Below are 17,056 nucleotides of genomic sequence, written 5' to 3'. Positions count from 1 at the left end.
CCAAGCCCGCATCAAATTCGACATCGCGACGATACCGTTTGTACACAAACGTGCAAGCCGTGCATGCCGCAGTGCAGCGCGACTGCCTTGTTAGTGGACAGAGCGGATAGGCAAATGAGGTTTTATGCGGCAGCTGCATCTTTTGCACTGCACCGCCGCTTGACAGCCGGAGGCGACCGCGCGCAACATCGTTCGTATACGAATGATAACCCGCGCCAGCTGGGTCCGACATGGTGACTGAAACGACGAGCGCCGCCATCGACAAGATCCGCTGCGATGCGTGTCCGGTGATGTGCTATATCAAGCCGGGCGCGGCGGGTGCCTGCGACCGCTACGCCAACCACGACGGCAAGCTCGTCCGCGTCGATCCGCACGTGATCCTGGAGCGCACTGTCTCGCATGGCGGCAAGCTGGTTCCGTTCAGCCGCACCGAAGACTGGGACGGCAAGATCGTCCACGAGCCCTCGACCTTCGTCACCGCGATCGGTGCGGGCACGACCTACCCCGATTACAAGCCGGCGCCCTTCATCGTCTCCGCCGAGGTTGACGGCGTCGACATGGTGACTGTGGTCACCGAGGGCATCTTCTCCTATTGCGGCGTCAAGGTGAAGATCGACACCGACCGCTATCTCGGGCCGGAGACCGCGACCGTGCGCGCCCAGGGTGAGGCGGTCGGTCACGTCACCACCAGCGAATACGGCTCGCAGATGCTGTCGCTCGGCGGCGTGCATCATTTGACCGGCGGCTCCAAGAAGGAGGGCCGCGTCACCTGCGACACGCTGATGGACCTCGCCAATTGCAAGGCGGTCGAGCTCACCATCGACGGCGGCGCCACCGTGGTGGTGCAGGCCGGGCAGCCGCCGATCGTCAACGGCATCCGGGAAGAGCGCATGCGGGTCGGCTGCGGCTCGGCGACGATCGGCATGTTCGCCAAGCAATGGCACGGCAAGGTGGATGAAGTCGTTGTGGTCGACGACCACATCACAGGCGTGCTGAGCGAGCACCAGGCCGGCAAGCTGCTCGACATCGCCGACACCGGCATCAAGATGAAGGGCCGGCGCTCGACGCCGGGCCGCTATTTCCAGGTCGCCGATCCCGGCACGGGGTGGGGCGGCACCAACATTTCCGATCCGCTGGCGATCCTGGGGCCGTTCGATGCCAAGGAGGCGCGACCCGGTCTGACCATGCTGATGGTCTCCACGACCGGCGAGCACTCGTCCTATTACGTGCTCGACGAGGCCTTGAAGCCGGTCGAGACCGCGATGCCGGCCGATCTGAAGTTCTCGGTCGAGCGCATCCAGGAGAATTGCGAGCCGGCGCTGTGCACGGTGCTGTTTATGGCGGGTGCGGGTGGTTCCTTGCGCGCCGGCGTCACCGACAATCCTGTGCGGTTGACGCGCTCGGTGAAGGACGCGCTGACGCGCGTCACCAGCGGCGGTGCGCCGGTTTATGTCTGGCCCGGCGGCGGCATCACCTACATGGTCGATGTGACGCAGATGCCGGCGGGCGCGTTCGGCTACGTTCCGACCCCGGCGCTGGTCGCGCCGATCGAGTTCACGATGAAGCTGTCTGATTACGCCGCGCTCGGCGGCCACATGGATTACGTGAAGCCGCTGTCCGAGGTGCAGAACGGCGACGATGTGCGGCAGCTGCCGTGGCAGAACCCGATCCCTGGGCCACGGGCATGACGAGGCTGCCGCAAATCGCATTGCTGTCCGACGGCCGGCGGCTGCATTTGCAGGATGGACCGATCGACCTGATCATCGAGGCGAGGGGGCGTGCGGACGCGGTCCGTGCGGCCTATGCGGCCGCGGCGCAGCGGTTCACCGGATTGCTCGACGAGCTCTGCGCGGAGCTGCCGGAGCTGCGCGCCGCGGCCGCGGCGCGGACCTCGCTGAGGGGCGTGGTGGCGCGCCGGATGCACGCGGCGGTCGCGCCCTTTGCCGCTGATGGCTTCATCACGCCGATGGCCGCCGTTGCCGGCAGTGTGGCGGAGGAGATTCTCGGCGCCATGCTGGGCGCTGCGGCGCTCGATCGCGCCTATGTCAACAATGGCGGCGATATCGCCCTTCATCTCGGCAGAGGCGAGCATTTTTCGATTGGCCTGATGGATCGTCCCGATCGTGACGGCGTCATGCGGGCCATGCGGGTCGATGCGGATGACCAGGTAGGGGGCGTCGCGACCAGCGGACGCCACGGCCGCAGCTTTTCGCTCGGGATTGCCGACGCGGTAACGGTGCTGGCCGCAACGGCGTCGCAGGCCGATGCCGCGGCGACGGTCATCGCCAATGCCGTCGATCTTCCGGGGCATCCTGCCATCGTCAGGCAGCCGGCCTGCGAGCTTCAGCCCGACAGCGATCTCGGCGCGCGTCTTGTCACCCGGCATGTCGGTGAATTGTCACAGAATGAGATCGCAGCCGCCCTCGAATCTGGCGCGGAATGTGCACGTCAATTGTTCGATCGCGGCTTGATCGAGGGTGCCGTATTGCAGCTTTGTGGTGATATGCTTGTCATCGGACCTAAGGATATCGAAGAGCAACGAACGCGCCCGCGTCTGCCGGAGAACGCGGTCTGTGCCTGAACAGGGAAGCGAACCATGAGCGCGATCATCCGCAAGATCGTCACCGTCGTCGAAGAAACGCAGATGGAGATGGGGCGCCAGGTCTCGCCGCCGACCCGGCGTGCGGCTGCGATCGCCGTGATCGAAAATCCTTTCGCTGGACAATATGTCGAGGATCTCTCGCCGCTGATCGCGATCGGCGAGGAGCTGGGCGAGCTTTTGTCGAAGCGTGCGGTGGCTGCTCTCGGCATCGATGGCGCGAAGGCGCAGAGCTATGGCAAGGCCGCGGCCGTCGGCGAGAACGGCGAGTTGGAGCACGCCGCCGCGATCCTGCACCCGAAAATGGGGGCGCCGGTGCGCAAAGTCCTGAGCAAGGGCGCGGCGCTGATCCCGTCGTCGAAGAAGCGCAGCGGGCCGGGCACGACGCTCGACATTCCGCTGGGGCACAAGGATGCGGCTTTCGTGCGCAGCCATTTCGACGGCATGGAGGTGCAGATCAACGATGCGCCGCGGGCCAACGAGATCATGGTCGCCGTCGCCGTCACCGACAGCGGTCGTCCGCTGCCACGCGTCGGCGGGCTCACGGTCGCGGAGATCAAGGGCGAAGACGGTCTGAGATAGGTTCGAACCGGGGAGGCGGGCACAGCTTCTCCGACAAGGTCACGCTGAAGACGTCAAGAGTTCAAAAACTGGAGGTTGGGATGCGAGCGAGAAACACTTTTGTGGGAGCGGCCTTCGCGCTTCTGGCGGGCGGCATGGCACATTCGGCCCTGGCGCAAGACATCAAGATCGGCGAGATCAACAGCTATTCGCTGCTGCCGGCGTTCACCGAGCCCTATCGCAAGGGCTGGCAGCTCGCGGTCGAGGAGGTCAACGCGGCCGGCGGCATCAACGGCAAGAAGCTCGTCGTCATCTCCAAGGACGATGGCGGCAAGCCGGCGGACGCGCAGACCGCGGCCAACGAGCTGGTGTCGAGCGAAGGGGTTGCGATGCTCGCCGGCACGTTCCTGTCCAATATCGGCCTTGCCGTCAGCGACTTCGCCAACCAGAAGAAGGTGTTCTTCCTCGCGGCCGAGCCGCTGACGGACGCCATCACCTGGTCGAAGGGCAACAAATACACCTTCCGCCTGCGCCCCTCCAATTACATGCAGGCCGCGATGCTGGTGGAAGCCGCCAGCAAACTGCCGGCCAAGCGCTGGGCGACGATCGCGCCAAATTACGAGTACGGCCAGTCGGCGGTCGCGGTGTTCAAGAAGCTGATGTCGGAGAAGCGTCCGGACATCCAGTGGGTCGACGAGCAATGGCCGCCGCAGGGCAAGATCGACGCGGGTCCCGTGGTGCAGGCGGTTGCCGCCGCCAACCCGGAAGCGATCCTCAACGTCACCTTCGGCGCCGACCTCGTCAAGCTCGTGCGCGAAGGCAACACCCGCGGCCTGTTCAAGGGACGCGAGGTCGTCTCGTTCCTCACCGGCGAGCCCGAATATCTCGATCCGCTCAAGGACGAGACGCCCGAGGGGTGGATCGTCACCGGCTATCCCTGGTACTCGATCAAGACGCCCGAGCATGACGCGTTCCTGAAGGCCTACCAGGCCAAGTACAACGATTATCCGCGCCTCGGCTCGATCGTCGGCTACCAGACCATCAAATCGGCCGCCGCCATTCTCGCGAAGGCCGGCTCGACCGATCCGGAGAAGCTGATTGCCGCGGCGGAAGGCCTCTCCGTGCCGTCGCCGTTCGGCGAGATCACCTTCCGCAAGATCGATCACCAGTCGACACTCGGTGCCTTCGTCGGCAAGACCGCGCTGAAGGACGGCAAGGGCGTGATGGTGGATTCGTCCTACAAGAAGGGAGCGGATTATCTGCCTGGTGACGCCGAAGTCGAGAAGCTGCGGCCGAAGGATTGAAGCAAGAGAGACCGGGGCCTCCATGGTTCGAGACGCGCGGCGTCGCCGCGCTCCTCACCATGAGGGTCCCGGACCTCATCCTGAGGAGGCGCGGAGCGCCGTCTCGAAGGATGAAGCCCAGCACTGAGATCCAACCAACCCGGACCGCCGATGGCCTTTTATGTCGTACAGTTTCTGACCGGTCTCGCCAGCGCGGCGTCGCTGTTCCTGGTGGCCTCGGGCCTGTCGATCATCTTCGGCGTGACGCGGATCGTGAATTTCGCGCATGGCGCCTTCTACATGATCGGCGCCTACATCGCCTTTACGCTCACCGAGAGGCTGTCGGGCGCCTTCGGCTTCTGGGGCAGCATCGTGCTGGCCGCGCTGGCCGTGGCGATGATCGGCATCATCGTCGAGATGGTGCTGCTCCGCCGCATCTATCACGCACCCGAGCTGTTCCAGCTGCTCGCGACCTTCGGCCTGACCCTGATGGTCGAGGATCTCGTGGTGCTGGTCTGGGGGCCCGACGATCTCGTCGGCCGCCGCGCGCCGGGCTTCAGGGGTGCCATCGATTTCTTCGGCCAGAACATCCCGAGCTACGATCTGTTCCTGATCGTGCTCGGGCCGGTCGTGCTCGGCATCCTCTGGCTGCTGTTTCAACGCACGCGGTGGGGCGTTCTGGTGCGCGCCGCGACGCAGGACCGCGACATGGTTGCCGCCCTCGGCGTCAATCAGAAATGGCTGTTCACATCGGTGTTCGCGGTCGGCGTCTTCCTCGCCGCCCTCGGCGGCGCTCTCCAGATCCCGCGCGATGCCGTGCATCACGCCATGGATCTGCGCATCATCGTCGAGGTCTTCGTCGTCGTGGTGATCGGCGGCCTCGGCAGCATCATCGGCGCCTTCGTCGCGGCGGTGCTGGTCTCCGAGCTCAATGCCTTCGGCATCCTGATCTTCCCGAAGATCTCCATCATCCTGGTCTTCCTGGTGATGGCGGTGGTGCTGATCGTGCGCCCCTGGGGCCTGTTCGGAAAGCCGGAGGCGCCCGCGCGCAAGACGCCGGGGCTCACCGTCAATCCGTGGCGGCCGCTGACGTCGAACGAGCGGCTGGCCGCGCTTGCGGCGCTGGTCATCGCGGCGACGCTGCCGCTGTTCGCCGGCAACTACGCGCTGACCGTCGGCTCGGAGATCGCAATCTTCGTGATCTTCGCGGTCTCCTTGCATTTCCTGATGTCGGTCGGCGGGCTGGCGTCGTTTGGCCACGCCGCCTATTTCGGCCTCGGTGCGTATGGCATCGCATTCCTTGCCAAGATGGCGGGGCTGCCGATGGTGGTCTGCCTCTTGCTCGGGCCGCTGCTCGGATGCATGGGCGCCGCGATATTCGGCTTCTTTGCCGTGCAGCTGTCCGGTGTCTACTTTGCGATGCTGACGCTGGCTTTTGCACAGATCGTCTGGTCGATCGCGTTCCAATGGGTGAGCGTAACAGGCGGCGACAACGGCATCCTGGGCGTCTGGCCGGAAAAGTGGGCGGCGAGCCCGTCGCACTTTTATTGGCTGACGCTCGGCGTTGCGGCGCTGGTGACCATCGCGCTACGGGCCATGGTGTTCTCGCCATTCGGCTACGCGCTTCGCGCCACGCGCGACTCGCTGCTGCGCAGCGAAGCGATCGGCATCGACGCCAAACGCATCCAGTGGACGGCGTTCGTGATCGCAGGCACGACCGCCGGTATCGGCGGCGCGCTGTTCGCTTACCTCAAGGGCAGCGTTTTCCCTGACAATCTCGGCATCTCGCTGTCGGTCGATGCGCTCGTCATGGTGCTGCTCGGCGGCGTCGAGACGGTGTCGGGCGCGGTGATCGGCGCCATCGTCTACAAGGCGCTCAACATCTGGCTGGTCAGCCAGACCGATCTGTCGAAGCTCGTGCTCGGCGGCTTCATCATGCTGATCGTCGTCGTCTTCCCCAAGGGCATCGTCGGCATGCTGGAAACGTTGGCACAACGCCGCAGGAAAGTGGCGCCGCCGGCCTCACCCCTGCTTGCCAAGCCGATCGAGTCTGCCGAATGAGCGTTGCACCCCCACTTCTTGCGGTCGAAGGTCTGACCAAATCCTATGGCGGCATCCACGCCGTGCGCGGCGTGTCGTTCTCGCTGCGAGCCGGCGAAATCCTTGCGCTGATCGGGCCGAACGGCGCGGGAAAGAGCACCTGCTTCGATATGCTCAACGGCCAGAACAAGCCGGATAGCGGCCATGTTCGCCTGCTCGGTGAAGAGATCACCGGCAGGAAACCGCGCGATGTCTGGCGGCTCGGCGTCGGGCGCACCTTCCAGATCACCGCGACCTTCGCCACCATGACCGTGCGCGAGAACGTGCAGGTCGCGTTGATCTCACACGGGAAGCAGCTGTTCAATCTGTTCGGCTCGGCACCCAAGTTCGACCGCGACGAAGCCGGCCGCCTGCTCGAACTGGTCGGAATGGGCGGCTATGCGGATCGCCCCTGCGGCGAGCTCGCCTATGGCGACCTCAAGCGGCTCGAGCTTGCGGTCGCGCTCGCCAACCAGCCGAAGCTGCTGCTGATGGATGAGCCGACCGCGGGCATGGCGCCGCGCGAGCGCGTCGATCTGATGCGGCTCACGGCGCAGATCGCGCGAGAGAAGTCGATCGGCGTGCTCTTCACCGAGCACGACATGGACGTGGTGTTCGAGCATGCCGACCGCATCATCGTGCTCAACCGCGGCACGCTGATCGCCGAGGGCTCGCCCGCGGAAGTTCGCGGCAATCCGCAGGTGCAGGCAGTCTATCTCGGCGAGGGCCTCGTCTACGATGCCCGCCACCGCGAGGGAACCTCGGCATGAAGCTCACGGTGCAGGACCTCAACAGCCATTACGGCCCAGCGCATATCCTGTTCGACATCGGCTTCGAGGTCGGTGAGGGCGAGGTGGTGGCGCTGCTGGGGCGCAACGGCGCCGGCAAGTCGACCACGTTCCGCTCGATCGTCGGCCTCGTCGCACAGCGAACCGGCCGCATCATGTTCGAGGGCAAGGATGTCTCGGCAAAGCCGACCCACGAGATCGTGCGCGAGGGGCTCGGCTACGTGCCGGAGGAGCGGCGTATCTTCACCGATTTGACGGTTGAAGAGAATCTCGAAGTCGGCAAGCAGCCGAAGCGTGCGAACGCGCCGTACTGGACACGCGAAAAGCTGTTCGCGCTGTTTCCCAATCTGGGTGAGATGAAGAACCGACCGGGCGGCCGCATGAGCGGCGGCGAGCAGCAGATGCTCACCATTGCCCGCACGCTGATGGGCAATCCCTCGCTGGTACTGCTCGACGAGCCCTCGGAAGGCCTGTCGCCGAAGATCGTGGAGCAGATGGTCGATGCCATCCTGACCATGAAGAAGGAGGGTGTCAGCATCGTCGTCTCCGAGCAGAATCTGCACTTCGCGCGCTTGATCTCGGATCGCGCCTACATCATCGAGCGCGGCCGCATCTGCTTCGGCGGCACCATGGCCGAGCTCGACGCGCGTCCTGATATCCGCGACGCGCATCTGTCGTTGTGAGGGCAAAGGGAAGGGCTGCGAGCGGATGGCGAGAAGCGTCACGGCGAAGAAGAACATCAAACCGGCAAAACCGCCTTACGTGCTCGACGAGCAGGTTGGCTTCATCCTGCGCCAGGTCTGGCAGCGCCACAGCTCGATCTTCGCCCGCGATATCGGCACCAATCTGACGCCGACGCAATGGGCGGCGCTGTCCAAGCTCGCCGAGACCGGTCCGTGCTCGCAGAACCAGCTCGGCCGCCTGACCGCGATGGATGTCGCCACCATCAAGGGCGTGATCGACCGCCTCACGGCGCGCGGCCTGACCGAGACCAGTCAGGACCCCGAGGATGGACGGCGTCTGCTGGTGAGTCTGACGCGGGCCGGCCAGCAGCTCGCGGAGAAGGTCGCGCCGAATGCACTGGCGATCACGCGTGAGACGCTGGCGCCGCTTGATGCGAAAGAGCGCGAGACGCTGATGACGCTCTTGAACAAGCTACGGTAACGACGGTGCCGTAGGGTGGGCAAAGCGACTTGTCCGCCGTAGCTCGCAGAGCGAAGGCGCGAGCATGCCCACCATCTTTCTCAATCAGTAAAAGATCGTGGGCACGGCGCTTCGCCCCTTTCCCATCCTTCAGTTGAACAAGGAGCGCAGATCTATGCGCGTCGTGAAGTTCCAAAAGAGTGCCGTTCTCAACGTTTATGTCTTGCCCGGCCATTTGGCGCGGTAGCGGATTTCGCTGCCGTCAGCGAGCCGCCGCCACGTTCCGAACTCCGGCGTATGCGGCGCACGGGCCGTCAAGTCGATCGGGTAGATCCGGGTCGGCTGGCCCTGGATGCTCACAGCGAGTTGACGGTGCGAGGTTCGAAAGGCGAGTTCAACTTCGCCTGCGATGACGGGCTGGTCGCCGTCGCGATGGAAGGCGGCCGGGGTCAATTCGGCGGGCATGGTGTTGAGGTCGGTCTGCAATTCGATGGTGATGCCCTGTGCTGATGCCGGCACCGTTACTCCTGCCGGAAAACGGACCTCGAACACGAGAAGAGGATTGGCCGCGTTCGGATTGAGCCACGGCGTCGCGGTCGCATAGGCGTAGGCGAGGTAAGTGGCGGCAGCTGCGACGCAGAAGAGTGCGACGATACCAAGGGATTTCAGACTGGTGCGGGCGACGCTTCCGTTGCTTGCGTCCGTCTCTGGGCGCGTCACCAGCCAGCTTGCGAGCACCGCGCCGGCGATTGCGCCGATGGGGGAGTAGACGAACAGTCCCAGCAGACCCGATGTGATCGGGTCCGCCCGGTTGCCGAAATCGACAAAGGACAACAGCACAAAAGTGGCGATATAGCCCGCCACCGCGCCGGCAACGCCGACGGCTATTCGCGATGAGCTTTTCATGTCTCCCTCGATGGTCCAGCAATGAACTGCCGCCGCCGAGGGCTGCCTGCGTTAGACGCAGCAGGCCGCAAACCTGTTCAAACCCTTCGAGGGACGATGCGGAGCGGTTGGCCGCTCCGCCCGGGCCTACTTCGTCACCACTTCCGGCACTTTCCCCGCCGGCGGGGTATTGCGACTGCGCTGGGTGCGCACGATGCCGTCAATGATGGTCATGCCGATGCCGGGGAGGTCGCCGAGCTGGACGCTCTCCAGGATGTTCTTGCCGGGCGAGTGCTGCGCCTTGTCCATGATGACGAAGTCGGCGGAGCGGCCGACCTCGATCAGGCCGCAATCGAGCTGCCGCATCCGCGCGGTGTTGCCGGTGGCGAGACAGAACGCGATCTCGGCCGGCAGCTCGCCGAGCGAGGACAGCATCGAGACCATGCGCAGGATGCCGAGCGGCTGCACGCCGGAGCCGGCCGGCGCGTCGGTGCCGAGGATGACGCGGTGCAGGTCGCCCATCTCGCGCGCGGTGCGTAGCGTGAACAGAGCCGAGCGCTCGTTGCCGTTGTGCACCAGCTCGAGCCCGCGCTTGCAGCCCTCGCAGATGCAGCGGATCTGGTCGTCGGGCAGCGCCGTGTGGCCGCCGTTGATGTGGCCGACGACGTCGGTGTCGGCCTCCAGCACCACGTCCTTGTCGATCAGGCCGGAGCCGGGGATCGAGGGGCCGCCGGTGTGGATCGTGCTCTGGATGCCGTATTTGCGCGCCCAGCCCACCATCTTGCGCGCGGTCGGGCCGTCCTTGACCCCGCCGAGACCGACCTCGCCGAGCAGCTTGACGCCGTTCGCGGCCATCTCCTTGAAATCCTCCTCGACCATCTCGCATTCGATCACCGGCGCGCCGGCGTGAACCTTCACGCCGCCGGGACGCAAGGTCCAGAACGCGCGCTGTGCGAACACGGCCATGGCCTTCAGGCCGACCACGTCGCGGGGGCGGCCGGGCATGTGCACTTCGCCGGCGGAGATCATGGTGGTGACGCCGCCGTGGAGGTAACTGTCGATCCAGTTGATCTGGTTCTGGCGCGGCGTCCAGTCGCCGGCGACGGGGTGAACGTGACTGTCGATCAGGCCCGGCGCCACCGTGGTGCCCTGGGCGTCGACGATGGTGGTCGCGCCCTCGATGTCGACGTCCTTGAAGCGGCCGATCGCGGTGATCTTGCCGTTCTCGGCGACGATGGTGTCGCCGTCCAGGATCGGCTTTTCCAGAGCGCCGGACAGGATCAGGCCGATATTCCGGATCACGAGCTTGGAGGGTCCGGTGGCCTGGGGTGCGTCATGCGCCATGGAAGGGGCTCCTTATTCCTAACTGCAACGCTTTCGATCTTGGGCAGCCTTGACCTCGGGATCAAGCGGGATTATTCATTAGTATACGAATGATCGTGTACAAACGACGCATAGCTGGACCGCCTCGAACCGCAATTGACGCGACAGGGAAGGTGAGATGAGCAATTTCAATCAGGAAAGCGTTTTGAGCGTCCATCACTGGACCGACACGCTGTTCTCCTTCAAGACCACCCGCAGCCCGACCTTCCGCTTCCGCAACGGCGAGTTCACCATGATCGGGCTCAAGGTCGGCGAGAAGCCGCTGCTGCGGGCCTACAGCGTCGCCAGCGCCAATTACGAGGACACGCTGGAGTTCTTCTCGATCAAGGTGCCGGACGGACCGCTGACCTCGCGCCTCCAGCACCTGAAGGAAGGCGACGAGATCATCGTCAGCCGCAAGGCCACCGGCACGCTGGTGATCGACAATCTGGAGGAGGGGCGCAACCTCTACCTCATCGGCACCGGCACCGGCCTTGCGCCGTTCCTGAGCGTGATCAAGGACCCCGAGACCTACGAGCGGTTCGAGAAGGTGGTGCTGCTGCATGGCTGCCGGCACGTCAAGGAGCTCGCCTATGGCGAGATGATCACGCAGACCCTGCCGAAGGACGAGCTGATCGGCGAATACATCCGCGAGCAGCTGATCTACTACCCCACCGTGACTCGGGATCCCTTCCGCAATCGCGGCCGCATCACCGATCTGATCACCTCGGGCAAGCTGTTCAGCGATATCGGCCTGCCGGTGCTGGAAGCCGCCCATGACCGCGTCATGATCTGTGGCAGCCCCGCGCTGGTGGCGGACACCCGCGTGCTCCTCGGCGAGCGGGGCTTCGTCGAGGGCAATCACGGCGAGCCGGCCCAATTCGTGGTCGAAAAGGCCTTCGCCGAGCGCTAAGTCCGCAGAAAGACCGTATTTTCGCCGTCGGGCGGGCGTTGCGGCGCCGATTCGCCGCTTGATACACTGTGGGAGCGAATCAGCGGAGTTCCCACATGGTTGCGGACAGCGACAGCAACATCGCCTGGCACCGGGTTCAGTTGAAGAAGAATCGCGCCGAGTTGAAGGCGCTCGAGACCGCGCGCTTCACGATGGGGGAGATCGCCTCGTCGAAGCGGAACGGCCAGACTCAGAAAGCGGTCGCGGAAATCAAGCGCAAGATCGCCCAGTCCGAGCGCGTGATCGCCGATTACGACAAGCGCACACGCCGTCCGCTCGCAACCGACCTGCAGAGTCTCAGCAATGGCAGTTGGAGCCATTGGGACGCCTATACCCAACAGCAGCGCAAGACGGGGCAGCGTTCGCCGGAACGCGGATAGACGCGGCTCGTTTCCGAAGGGGGAAGGCCCCTTGCTTCGGCCGCGCCGCGCACCATCTGGGTGAGACGCCAGCAATCAGTCCGGTGATCCCATGATTGTGCGCCTCGATTTCACCAGCGAGGCCTTCTTTCGCGATCCACCCAAGGCCATCGCGACGTTGCGCATGTCCGGGCCCGTGGTTGCGACACGATTCCCTCTCGTCGGCGACGTCTGGGTCACCACGACCCATGACGCCGCCGCGCGGGTCCTGAAGGACAGCGCGACCTTCACGTTGCGAAAGGAAGATGGCGACGTCGCCGGTCTGCGCTGGTGGATGCCGCGATACGTCAGGACCATCGCCAACAACATGCTGACGATGGACGAACCGGATCACACCCGGCTGCGCAGCATCGTGGATGAGGCCTTTCGCCGCCGCGCGATCGTCGCTATGGAGCCCCGCATCCGCGCCATCGCCGACGGTCTCGCGGACGAGCTGTTCTCGGCGGGAAGTCCGGCCGATCTGGTCCAGCGCTACGCGCGTATCCTGCCGCTCGCGGTGATCTCGGAGTTGCTCGGGTTGCCGCTGGCCGATCGTCCTCGCTTCATCGCCTGGGCCAATACGATGTCCTCGCTGACCAATGTCGTCAGCTTCTTCCGCCTGCTGTTCGCGTTCCGCAAGATGCGTGCCTATCTGGGCCGACAATTGCAGGTCGCGCGCGAACGGGGCGGCGAGGGCCTGATCGCAGAGCTGGTCCAGGTCGAGCGCGAGGGGGGCCAGATCACGCCGGATGAAATGGTCTCGATGGTCTTTCTGCTGCTCGCGGCGGGGTCGGAGACCACCACGCATCTCATCAGCGGCTCCGCTTACGAGCTCCTCAGAAGTCCGGACTTGCGCGATTGGCTGGAGCAGGACTGGAGCCGCGTTGGGCTCGCCGTCGAGGAGTTCCTGCGCTTCGTCTCGCCAGTGCAGTTCTCCAAGCCGCGCTATGTCCGACAGGATGTCGTGGTCGAAGGCGTACGTCTGAACAAGGGCGATCGCGTCATGGCGATGCTCGCCGCCGCAAACATGGATCCGGCGATCCATGAGCGCCCGGAGCGGCTCGATCTCGAACGCAAGCCGAACCGTCACGTCTCGTTCGGAACAGGAATCCATTTCTGCCTCGGCCATCAACTCGCGCGCATCGAGGCGGCCTGCGCGCTGGAAGCGCTGTTCGTACGATGGCCGAAACTTGGACTGGCCGTCGATCCCGCCGAGGTCCACTGGCGCAAGCGGCCGGGCTTGCGTGCGATCGCGAAACTTCCCGTGACAGAGACGCGTGGAACACCGGCGACTGCACACAGAGAAGCGAGCATCGATCGTTCCCTCACCGCGGCCGGCTGACTCACAAGCGTCCCTTCGGAAAATCTTCTTCGCGCGCAATCGATCAGGAACGGTGTGCCCTTCGTCCTGTTGTCACTGGCACATCGGACGCGACGACGGGTTCCACGGCCGTCGATGTCGCAAGTCGATGTCTGAACCGGAGACAAGATCATGACCAGCAAAATGCCACCTGTTCCGCCGGACAATCAGAGCCGCAAGGGAACCGGCGACAATAAGAAAATGTCCGCCGATCAGGCGCCGCACGGCCAGCAGCGCGCGCAAAATCCGGACCAGCAGGGACAGCAGGGCAACATCAAGCAGAACACGACCAATCAAGGCTATCAGCAGGATCGCTAAGGAGGGCGGCATTCATGTCGACATCCACCAAGACACCGAACAGCATTCGCCAGGGCGGACCCGGCGCATCACACGAGAACGCCAAAGCGCCGTTGCAGGTGAAGAAGCCGCCTGCGGATGATTCACGGCGTAGCCACAGCCGCGTCTCTGGTGGCGGAGGCGAGCACGACTCCCATCACGCGCACGACGAGGCAGGCAAGGGCGGAGGCAGGTGAAGACTGGAGGTCTCGCATGCAGGGCAGAAAGACCCACGAGCAACAGGTTCGTATCCTCGAGCGCAAACCCGATGTTCCGGACTCGCGCGAGCTCGATCAGGCGATCGGGCGCAATCCGGAAGGCGCCGCAGTCCGTCGCGCGCGGCCCGAAGCCCGGCACAGCGAATTTCCCGTGAGCCGCGGCGGTCTCAACCAGGAGAGTGACCACAACAAGCACAACGATTCCGGCCAGAGCGGCCACAGGCCGCCGAAACCGACGCCGGCGCAACAGAAGCGCTAGATTCGGAAGATCACTGCAAGAGGAGAAACCGATGCCAGGTGGGCACGGCAGCAAGACGCATTTCAGATCCGGCATGCACGGCAAGGGCGACGGCACCGGCGGACTGACCGACGTGCCGAAGGACATGATCGGCGACAACATGGTCCTGTCCAACCGCGACAAGAAGCAGCATTCGGACATTCGTGGCATGGACGGCAAGACCATCCAGACCGAACAATATCAGGACCACGCCGCCAACCGGCTCGACGAGAAGCCGGAGGCCGACGAGTCCTAAGAGCGTTCCTCCCGACCAACTCGCGGACCGGTGTTCAGCCGGTCCGCTTCTTTGTGGGTGCGAGGTCGCGTTCCCAGCCGAACACGGAGCGGCCGTCGAGATCGGGCGAGGCGGCGCGCTCGCCGGCGATGTAGGCCTCCACCGAAGGCCCGCGCGCAGTCCGCTCCAGTCGCCGTGCCTGATCGTCGAGCCGTTTCATCGCCTGCATCTCTTCCTCCCGCCCGAGCTTGGCGCTCTGGATCGCGCCCTTCAGCACGCGGATGGTCTCGTCATAGACCTTGATCGGCACGGGATAGGGATGCCGGTCCTTGCCGCCATGGGCGAGCGAAAAACGCGCGGGGTCCGTGAAGCGATAGGGCGCGCCGTGCACGACCTCTGCGACCATCGCCAGCGAGCGCACGGTGCGGGCGCCGACGCCGGGGGTCAGCAGCAATTCCGGAAAGTCGATTGGGCCGCGCTCGGCCGCCGCGGCCAGCGTGCCGTGCAGGCGTCGCGCGAATACGTCCTTCGGCCTGACGTCGTGATGCGTCGGCATGATCAGATGCGGCAGCATGGCCTGTGCCGGCTCGGACACAGTCCCGACAAGCCGTTCGAATTCCAAGACGATGCGATCGGGACCGAGATCACCCAGGAGATCGAGCTGCGCGCTGCGTGAGATCTCGGCGCGATGGTCGGTGAGATTGACGATCTTGCCCTGTTGCGGGCCGTCGATCGCGCTATGCGGCGTATCGACGAAGCTCTTCAGCGCCTCGGAATGCCAGTGATAGCGGCGGGCCTGGCGCTTGTCGCCGTTCATGCCCTGCTGCACCACCGTCCATTTGCCGTCGGCGGTGACGAAGAAGCCGTGGAGGTAGAGGTCGAAACCGTCCTGCACGGCCGCGCTGTCGACCTTCGCCACCAGGCGGCTGGCGCGGGTCAGCTTTGCTCCGTCGAATCCGACGCGGTCGGCGAGTTGCATCAGCTCGTCCGGTGTCTTGCGCGAATGCTGGCCTCGGCCGCCGCAGACGTAAATCCCGAGCTCGTCCTGAAGCGGCCCCAGCCCGCGCTTCAACGCGCCGATCACGGAGGTCGTGATGCCCGAGGAGTGCCAGTCCATTCCCATCACGGCACCGAACGACTGGAACCAGAACGGATGGGACAGCCGCTGCAGAAATGCATCGCGGCCATAATGATGCACGATCGCCTGCGTGACGATCGACCCGAGCGAGGCCATGCGGCTTGCAAGCCAGGGCGGAACCCGGCCGGTGTGCAAGGGAAGATCGGCGCTGCCGCTACGTCGAGTCATGAGCGCTCCAAATTAGCCCAGTTCGGCAACACTTGCACCTATGGAATGCTGCATTGCACAGGGCGGGGGAGCGAAGCCGGCCGAGAGGCGTTGAGCCGGCTACCGCAGAGCAACGTGGGGAAAAGCGATGCATTGGCAGGCCTTGATGGCCGACATCGACAGGATGTTCGGCTGGATACCGTCATGGTTCATCGGTCTCAGCCTCGTTGCGGGAGCAATCCTCCTTGCCCTGTCGTTTTACCGGATCGCCAAATGGCTGCTTAACCGCGCCTTTGGAACCCGCCTTCCAATGCTGAGCGTGTTCATCGAGCGGACCTCCGGCCCGGCCCAGCTGGCGCTGTGCTTGGCGGCCGTCGCCTTGGTCCTGCCGCTCGCGCCGCTCGACGACACGATCCGCACGCCGATGATGCGCCTGTTCGTCGTCGCCGTCATCGCCCTGATCGGCTGGATCTCGATCAGGATCGTCGACATGAGCGCGGCGCGCTACCTGCAGAATTTTCGCGATGTCACCGAGAATTTCGTCGCGCGCAAGCACGTCACGCAGGTTCGCGTGTTCAAGCGCGTCACCGACACCATCATCGTCATCATCACGGTGTCCACCGCGCTGATGACGTTCGATTCCGTCAGGCAATACGGCGTCAGCCTGTTCGCCTCGGCAGGTGCTGCCGGTATCATCGTCGGCCTTGCGGCGCGCCCGCTGCTGAGCAATCTGATCGCGGGCTTGCAGATCGCGATCACCCAGCCGATCCGCATCGAGGACGCGGTGATCATCGAGAACGAGTGGGGCTGGGTCGAGGACATCGCCTCGACCTATGTCGTGATCCGGCTGTGGGACTGGCGCCGCATGGTGGTGCCGCTGTCCTATTTCATCGAGAAGCCGTTCCAGAACTGGACTCGCGACACCGCATCCCTGATCGGTGTGATCGCGCTTCATGTCGATTATCGTGCCGACGTTCCGCGCATTCGGAGCTGGCTGGAGGAGGCGGTGAAGCAGTCCAAGCTCTGGGACGGGGCCGTCGTCAATCTTCAAGTCATCGACGCGGATTCGCGCACCATCGAGCTGCGCGCGCTGGTCAGCGCGCGGAACGCGCCGCAATCCTGGGATCTGCGCTGCGAGATCAGGGAAAAGCTCGTGGCCTTCATTCGCGACGAGATGCCGGAAGCGCTGCCGCGCGATCGCGCGATCCTGATCCCGTCGGCCGACAACGATGGCGATCTCCTCCAGCGCGTCGCACCGGAGAAGGTGCGGGCGGGCGCGCGCAATTGACTCTCCG

Annotated in this window: 19 protein-coding genes; 16 read left to right on the top strand and 3 right to left on the bottom strand. The window is 64.7% G+C overall.

Annotated elements, in window-relative coordinates:
- Nucleotides 1-230: 230 nt before the first annotated feature.
- The 8 genes from D6B98_RS33165 (at nt 231) to D6B98_RS33130 (ending at nt 8,474) form a co-directional block, all read left to right on the top strand.
- The gene (locus tag D6B98_RS33165) at nt 231-1,688 is read left to right on the top strand and encodes a 6-hydroxynicotinate reductase (RefSeq protein WP_126261220.1); all 1,458 of its coding nucleotides are present in this window, start codon (nt 231-233) and stop codon (nt 1,686-1,688) included.
- Nucleotides 1,685-2,581 carry a UPF0280 family protein gene (locus D6B98_RS33160; RefSeq protein ID WP_126261241.1) on the top strand — a complete coding sequence of 299 codons (897 nt, stop codon included), beginning with the start codon at nt 1,685-1,687 and terminating at the stop codon, nt 2,579-2,581. Before D6B98_RS33165 ends, D6B98_RS33160 begins: the two co-directional genes overlap by 4 nt.
- Before the next feature lie 15 nt (nt 2,582-2,596).
- Nucleotides 2,597-3,181 (top strand): amino acid synthesis family protein, encoded by a 585-nt coding sequence (locus D6B98_RS33155; RefSeq protein ID WP_126261219.1) that lies wholly within the window; start codon nt 2,597-2,599, stop codon nt 3,179-3,181.
- A gap of 80 nt (nt 3,182-3,261) precedes the next feature.
- The gene (locus D6B98_RS33150; RefSeq protein WP_126261218.1) at nt 3,262-4,464 is read left to right on the top strand and encodes an ABC transporter substrate-binding protein; all 1,203 of its coding nucleotides are present in this window, start codon (nt 3,262-3,264) and stop codon (nt 4,462-4,464) included.
- A 150-nt stretch (nt 4,465-4,614) separates the two neighbouring features.
- Nucleotides 4,615-6,504 (top strand): ABC transporter permease, encoded by a 1,890-nt coding sequence (locus D6B98_RS33145; RefSeq protein WP_126261217.1) that lies wholly within the window; start codon nt 4,615-4,617, stop codon nt 6,502-6,504.
- Nucleotides 6,501-7,292, top strand: a complete 792-nt coding sequence (locus D6B98_RS33140; protein WP_126261216.1) for an ABC transporter ATP-binding protein — start codon at nt 6,501-6,503, stop codon at nt 7,290-7,292. Before D6B98_RS33145 ends, D6B98_RS33140 begins: the two co-directional genes overlap by 4 nt.
- On the top strand, nt 7,289-7,993 hold the full coding sequence (locus tag D6B98_RS33135) for an ABC transporter ATP-binding protein (RefSeq protein ID WP_126261215.1): 705 nt from the start codon (nt 7,289-7,291) through the stop codon (nt 7,991-7,993). Before D6B98_RS33140 ends, D6B98_RS33135 begins: the two co-directional genes overlap by 4 nt.
- 25 nt (nt 7,994-8,018) lie before the next feature.
- Nucleotides 8,019-8,474 (top strand): MarR family winged helix-turn-helix transcriptional regulator, encoded by a 456-nt coding sequence (locus D6B98_RS33130; RefSeq protein ID WP_126261214.1) that lies wholly within the window; start codon nt 8,019-8,021, stop codon nt 8,472-8,474.
- A 195-nt stretch (nt 8,475-8,669) separates the two neighbouring features.
- Here D6B98_RS33130 and D6B98_RS33125 read toward each other — a convergent pair whose 3' ends face one another.
- Both D6B98_RS33125 and D6B98_RS33120 read right to left on the bottom strand, forming a co-directional pair.
- Nucleotides 8,670-9,359, bottom strand: coding sequence for a hypothetical protein (locus D6B98_RS33125; RefSeq protein ID WP_126261213.1), 690 nt, complete (start codon nt 9,357-9,359; stop codon nt 8,670-8,672).
- Between the two features lie 126 nt (nt 9,360-9,485).
- Nucleotides 9,486-10,682 (bottom strand): amidohydrolase family protein, encoded by a 1,197-nt coding sequence (locus tag D6B98_RS33120; RefSeq protein ID WP_126261212.1) that lies wholly within the window; start codon nt 10,680-10,682, stop codon nt 9,486-9,488.
- A gap of 157 nt (nt 10,683-10,839) precedes the next feature.
- On the opposite strand from D6B98_RS33120, the gene D6B98_RS33115 reads away from it, so the two are divergent.
- The 7 genes from D6B98_RS33115 to D6B98_RS33085 all read left to right on the top strand — a co-directional run bounded on the left by D6B98_RS33115 (nt 10,840) and on the right by D6B98_RS33085 (nt 14,497).
- Nucleotides 10,840-11,613: a ferredoxin--NADP reductase gene (locus tag D6B98_RS33115; RefSeq protein WP_126261211.1), complete on the top strand. Its 774-nt coding sequence runs from the start codon at nt 10,840-10,842 to the stop codon at nt 11,611-11,613.
- Nucleotides 11,614-11,708: 95 nt separating this feature from the next.
- Nucleotides 11,709-12,032 (top strand): hypothetical protein, encoded by a 324-nt coding sequence (locus D6B98_RS33110; RefSeq protein WP_126261210.1) that lies wholly within the window; start codon nt 11,709-11,711, stop codon nt 12,030-12,032.
- A gap of 91 nt (nt 12,033-12,123) precedes the next feature.
- Nucleotides 12,124-13,392, top strand: a complete 1,269-nt coding sequence (locus D6B98_RS33105; RefSeq protein ID WP_126261209.1) for a cytochrome P450 — start codon at nt 12,124-12,126, stop codon at nt 13,390-13,392.
- 150 nt (nt 13,393-13,542) lie between these two features.
- Entirely contained in the window at nt 13,543-13,728 is a 186-nt protein-coding gene (locus tag D6B98_RS33100) for a hypothetical protein (RefSeq protein WP_126261208.1), read from the top strand.
- A gap of 14 nt (nt 13,729-13,742) precedes the next feature.
- Nucleotides 13,743-13,943, top strand: coding sequence for a hypothetical protein (locus D6B98_RS33095; RefSeq protein ID WP_126261207.1), 201 nt, complete (start codon nt 13,743-13,745; stop codon nt 13,941-13,943).
- 16 nt (nt 13,944-13,959) lie between these two features.
- Nucleotides 13,960-14,223 (top strand): hypothetical protein, encoded by a 264-nt coding sequence (locus tag D6B98_RS33090; RefSeq protein WP_126261206.1) that lies wholly within the window; start codon nt 13,960-13,962, stop codon nt 14,221-14,223.
- Between the two features lie 31 nt (nt 14,224-14,254).
- Complete coding sequence (locus D6B98_RS33085; protein WP_126261205.1) at nt 14,255-14,497, top strand: hypothetical protein; 243 nt, start codon at nt 14,255-14,257, stop codon at nt 14,495-14,497.
- 34 nt (nt 14,498-14,531) lie between these two features.
- Here the strand turns inward: D6B98_RS33085 and D6B98_RS33080 are convergent, their stop codons facing one another.
- Nucleotides 14,532-15,782 carry a DUF763 domain-containing protein gene (locus tag D6B98_RS33080; protein WP_126261204.1) on the bottom strand — a complete coding sequence of 417 codons (1,251 nt, stop codon included), beginning with the start codon at nt 15,780-15,782 and terminating at the stop codon, nt 14,532-14,534.
- Nucleotides 15,783-15,909: 127 nt separating this feature from the next.
- Here D6B98_RS33080 and D6B98_RS33075 point away from each other — a divergent pair, with 127 nt between their 5' ends.
- On the top strand, nt 15,910-17,049 hold the full coding sequence (locus tag D6B98_RS33075; RefSeq protein ID WP_126261203.1) for a mechanosensitive ion channel family protein: 1,140 nt from the start codon (nt 15,910-15,912) through the stop codon (nt 17,047-17,049).
- The last annotated feature ends 7 nt before the right edge of the window (nt 17,050-17,056 follow it).

The organism is Bradyrhizobium sp. LVM 105 (assembly GCF_003957705.1).
In the GTDB taxonomy this organism is placed as follows: Bacteria; Pseudomonadota; Alphaproteobacteria; order Rhizobiales; family Xanthobacteraceae; genus Bradyrhizobium; species Bradyrhizobium frederickii.
This window is presented reverse-complemented; position numbering and strand designations above follow the sequence as displayed.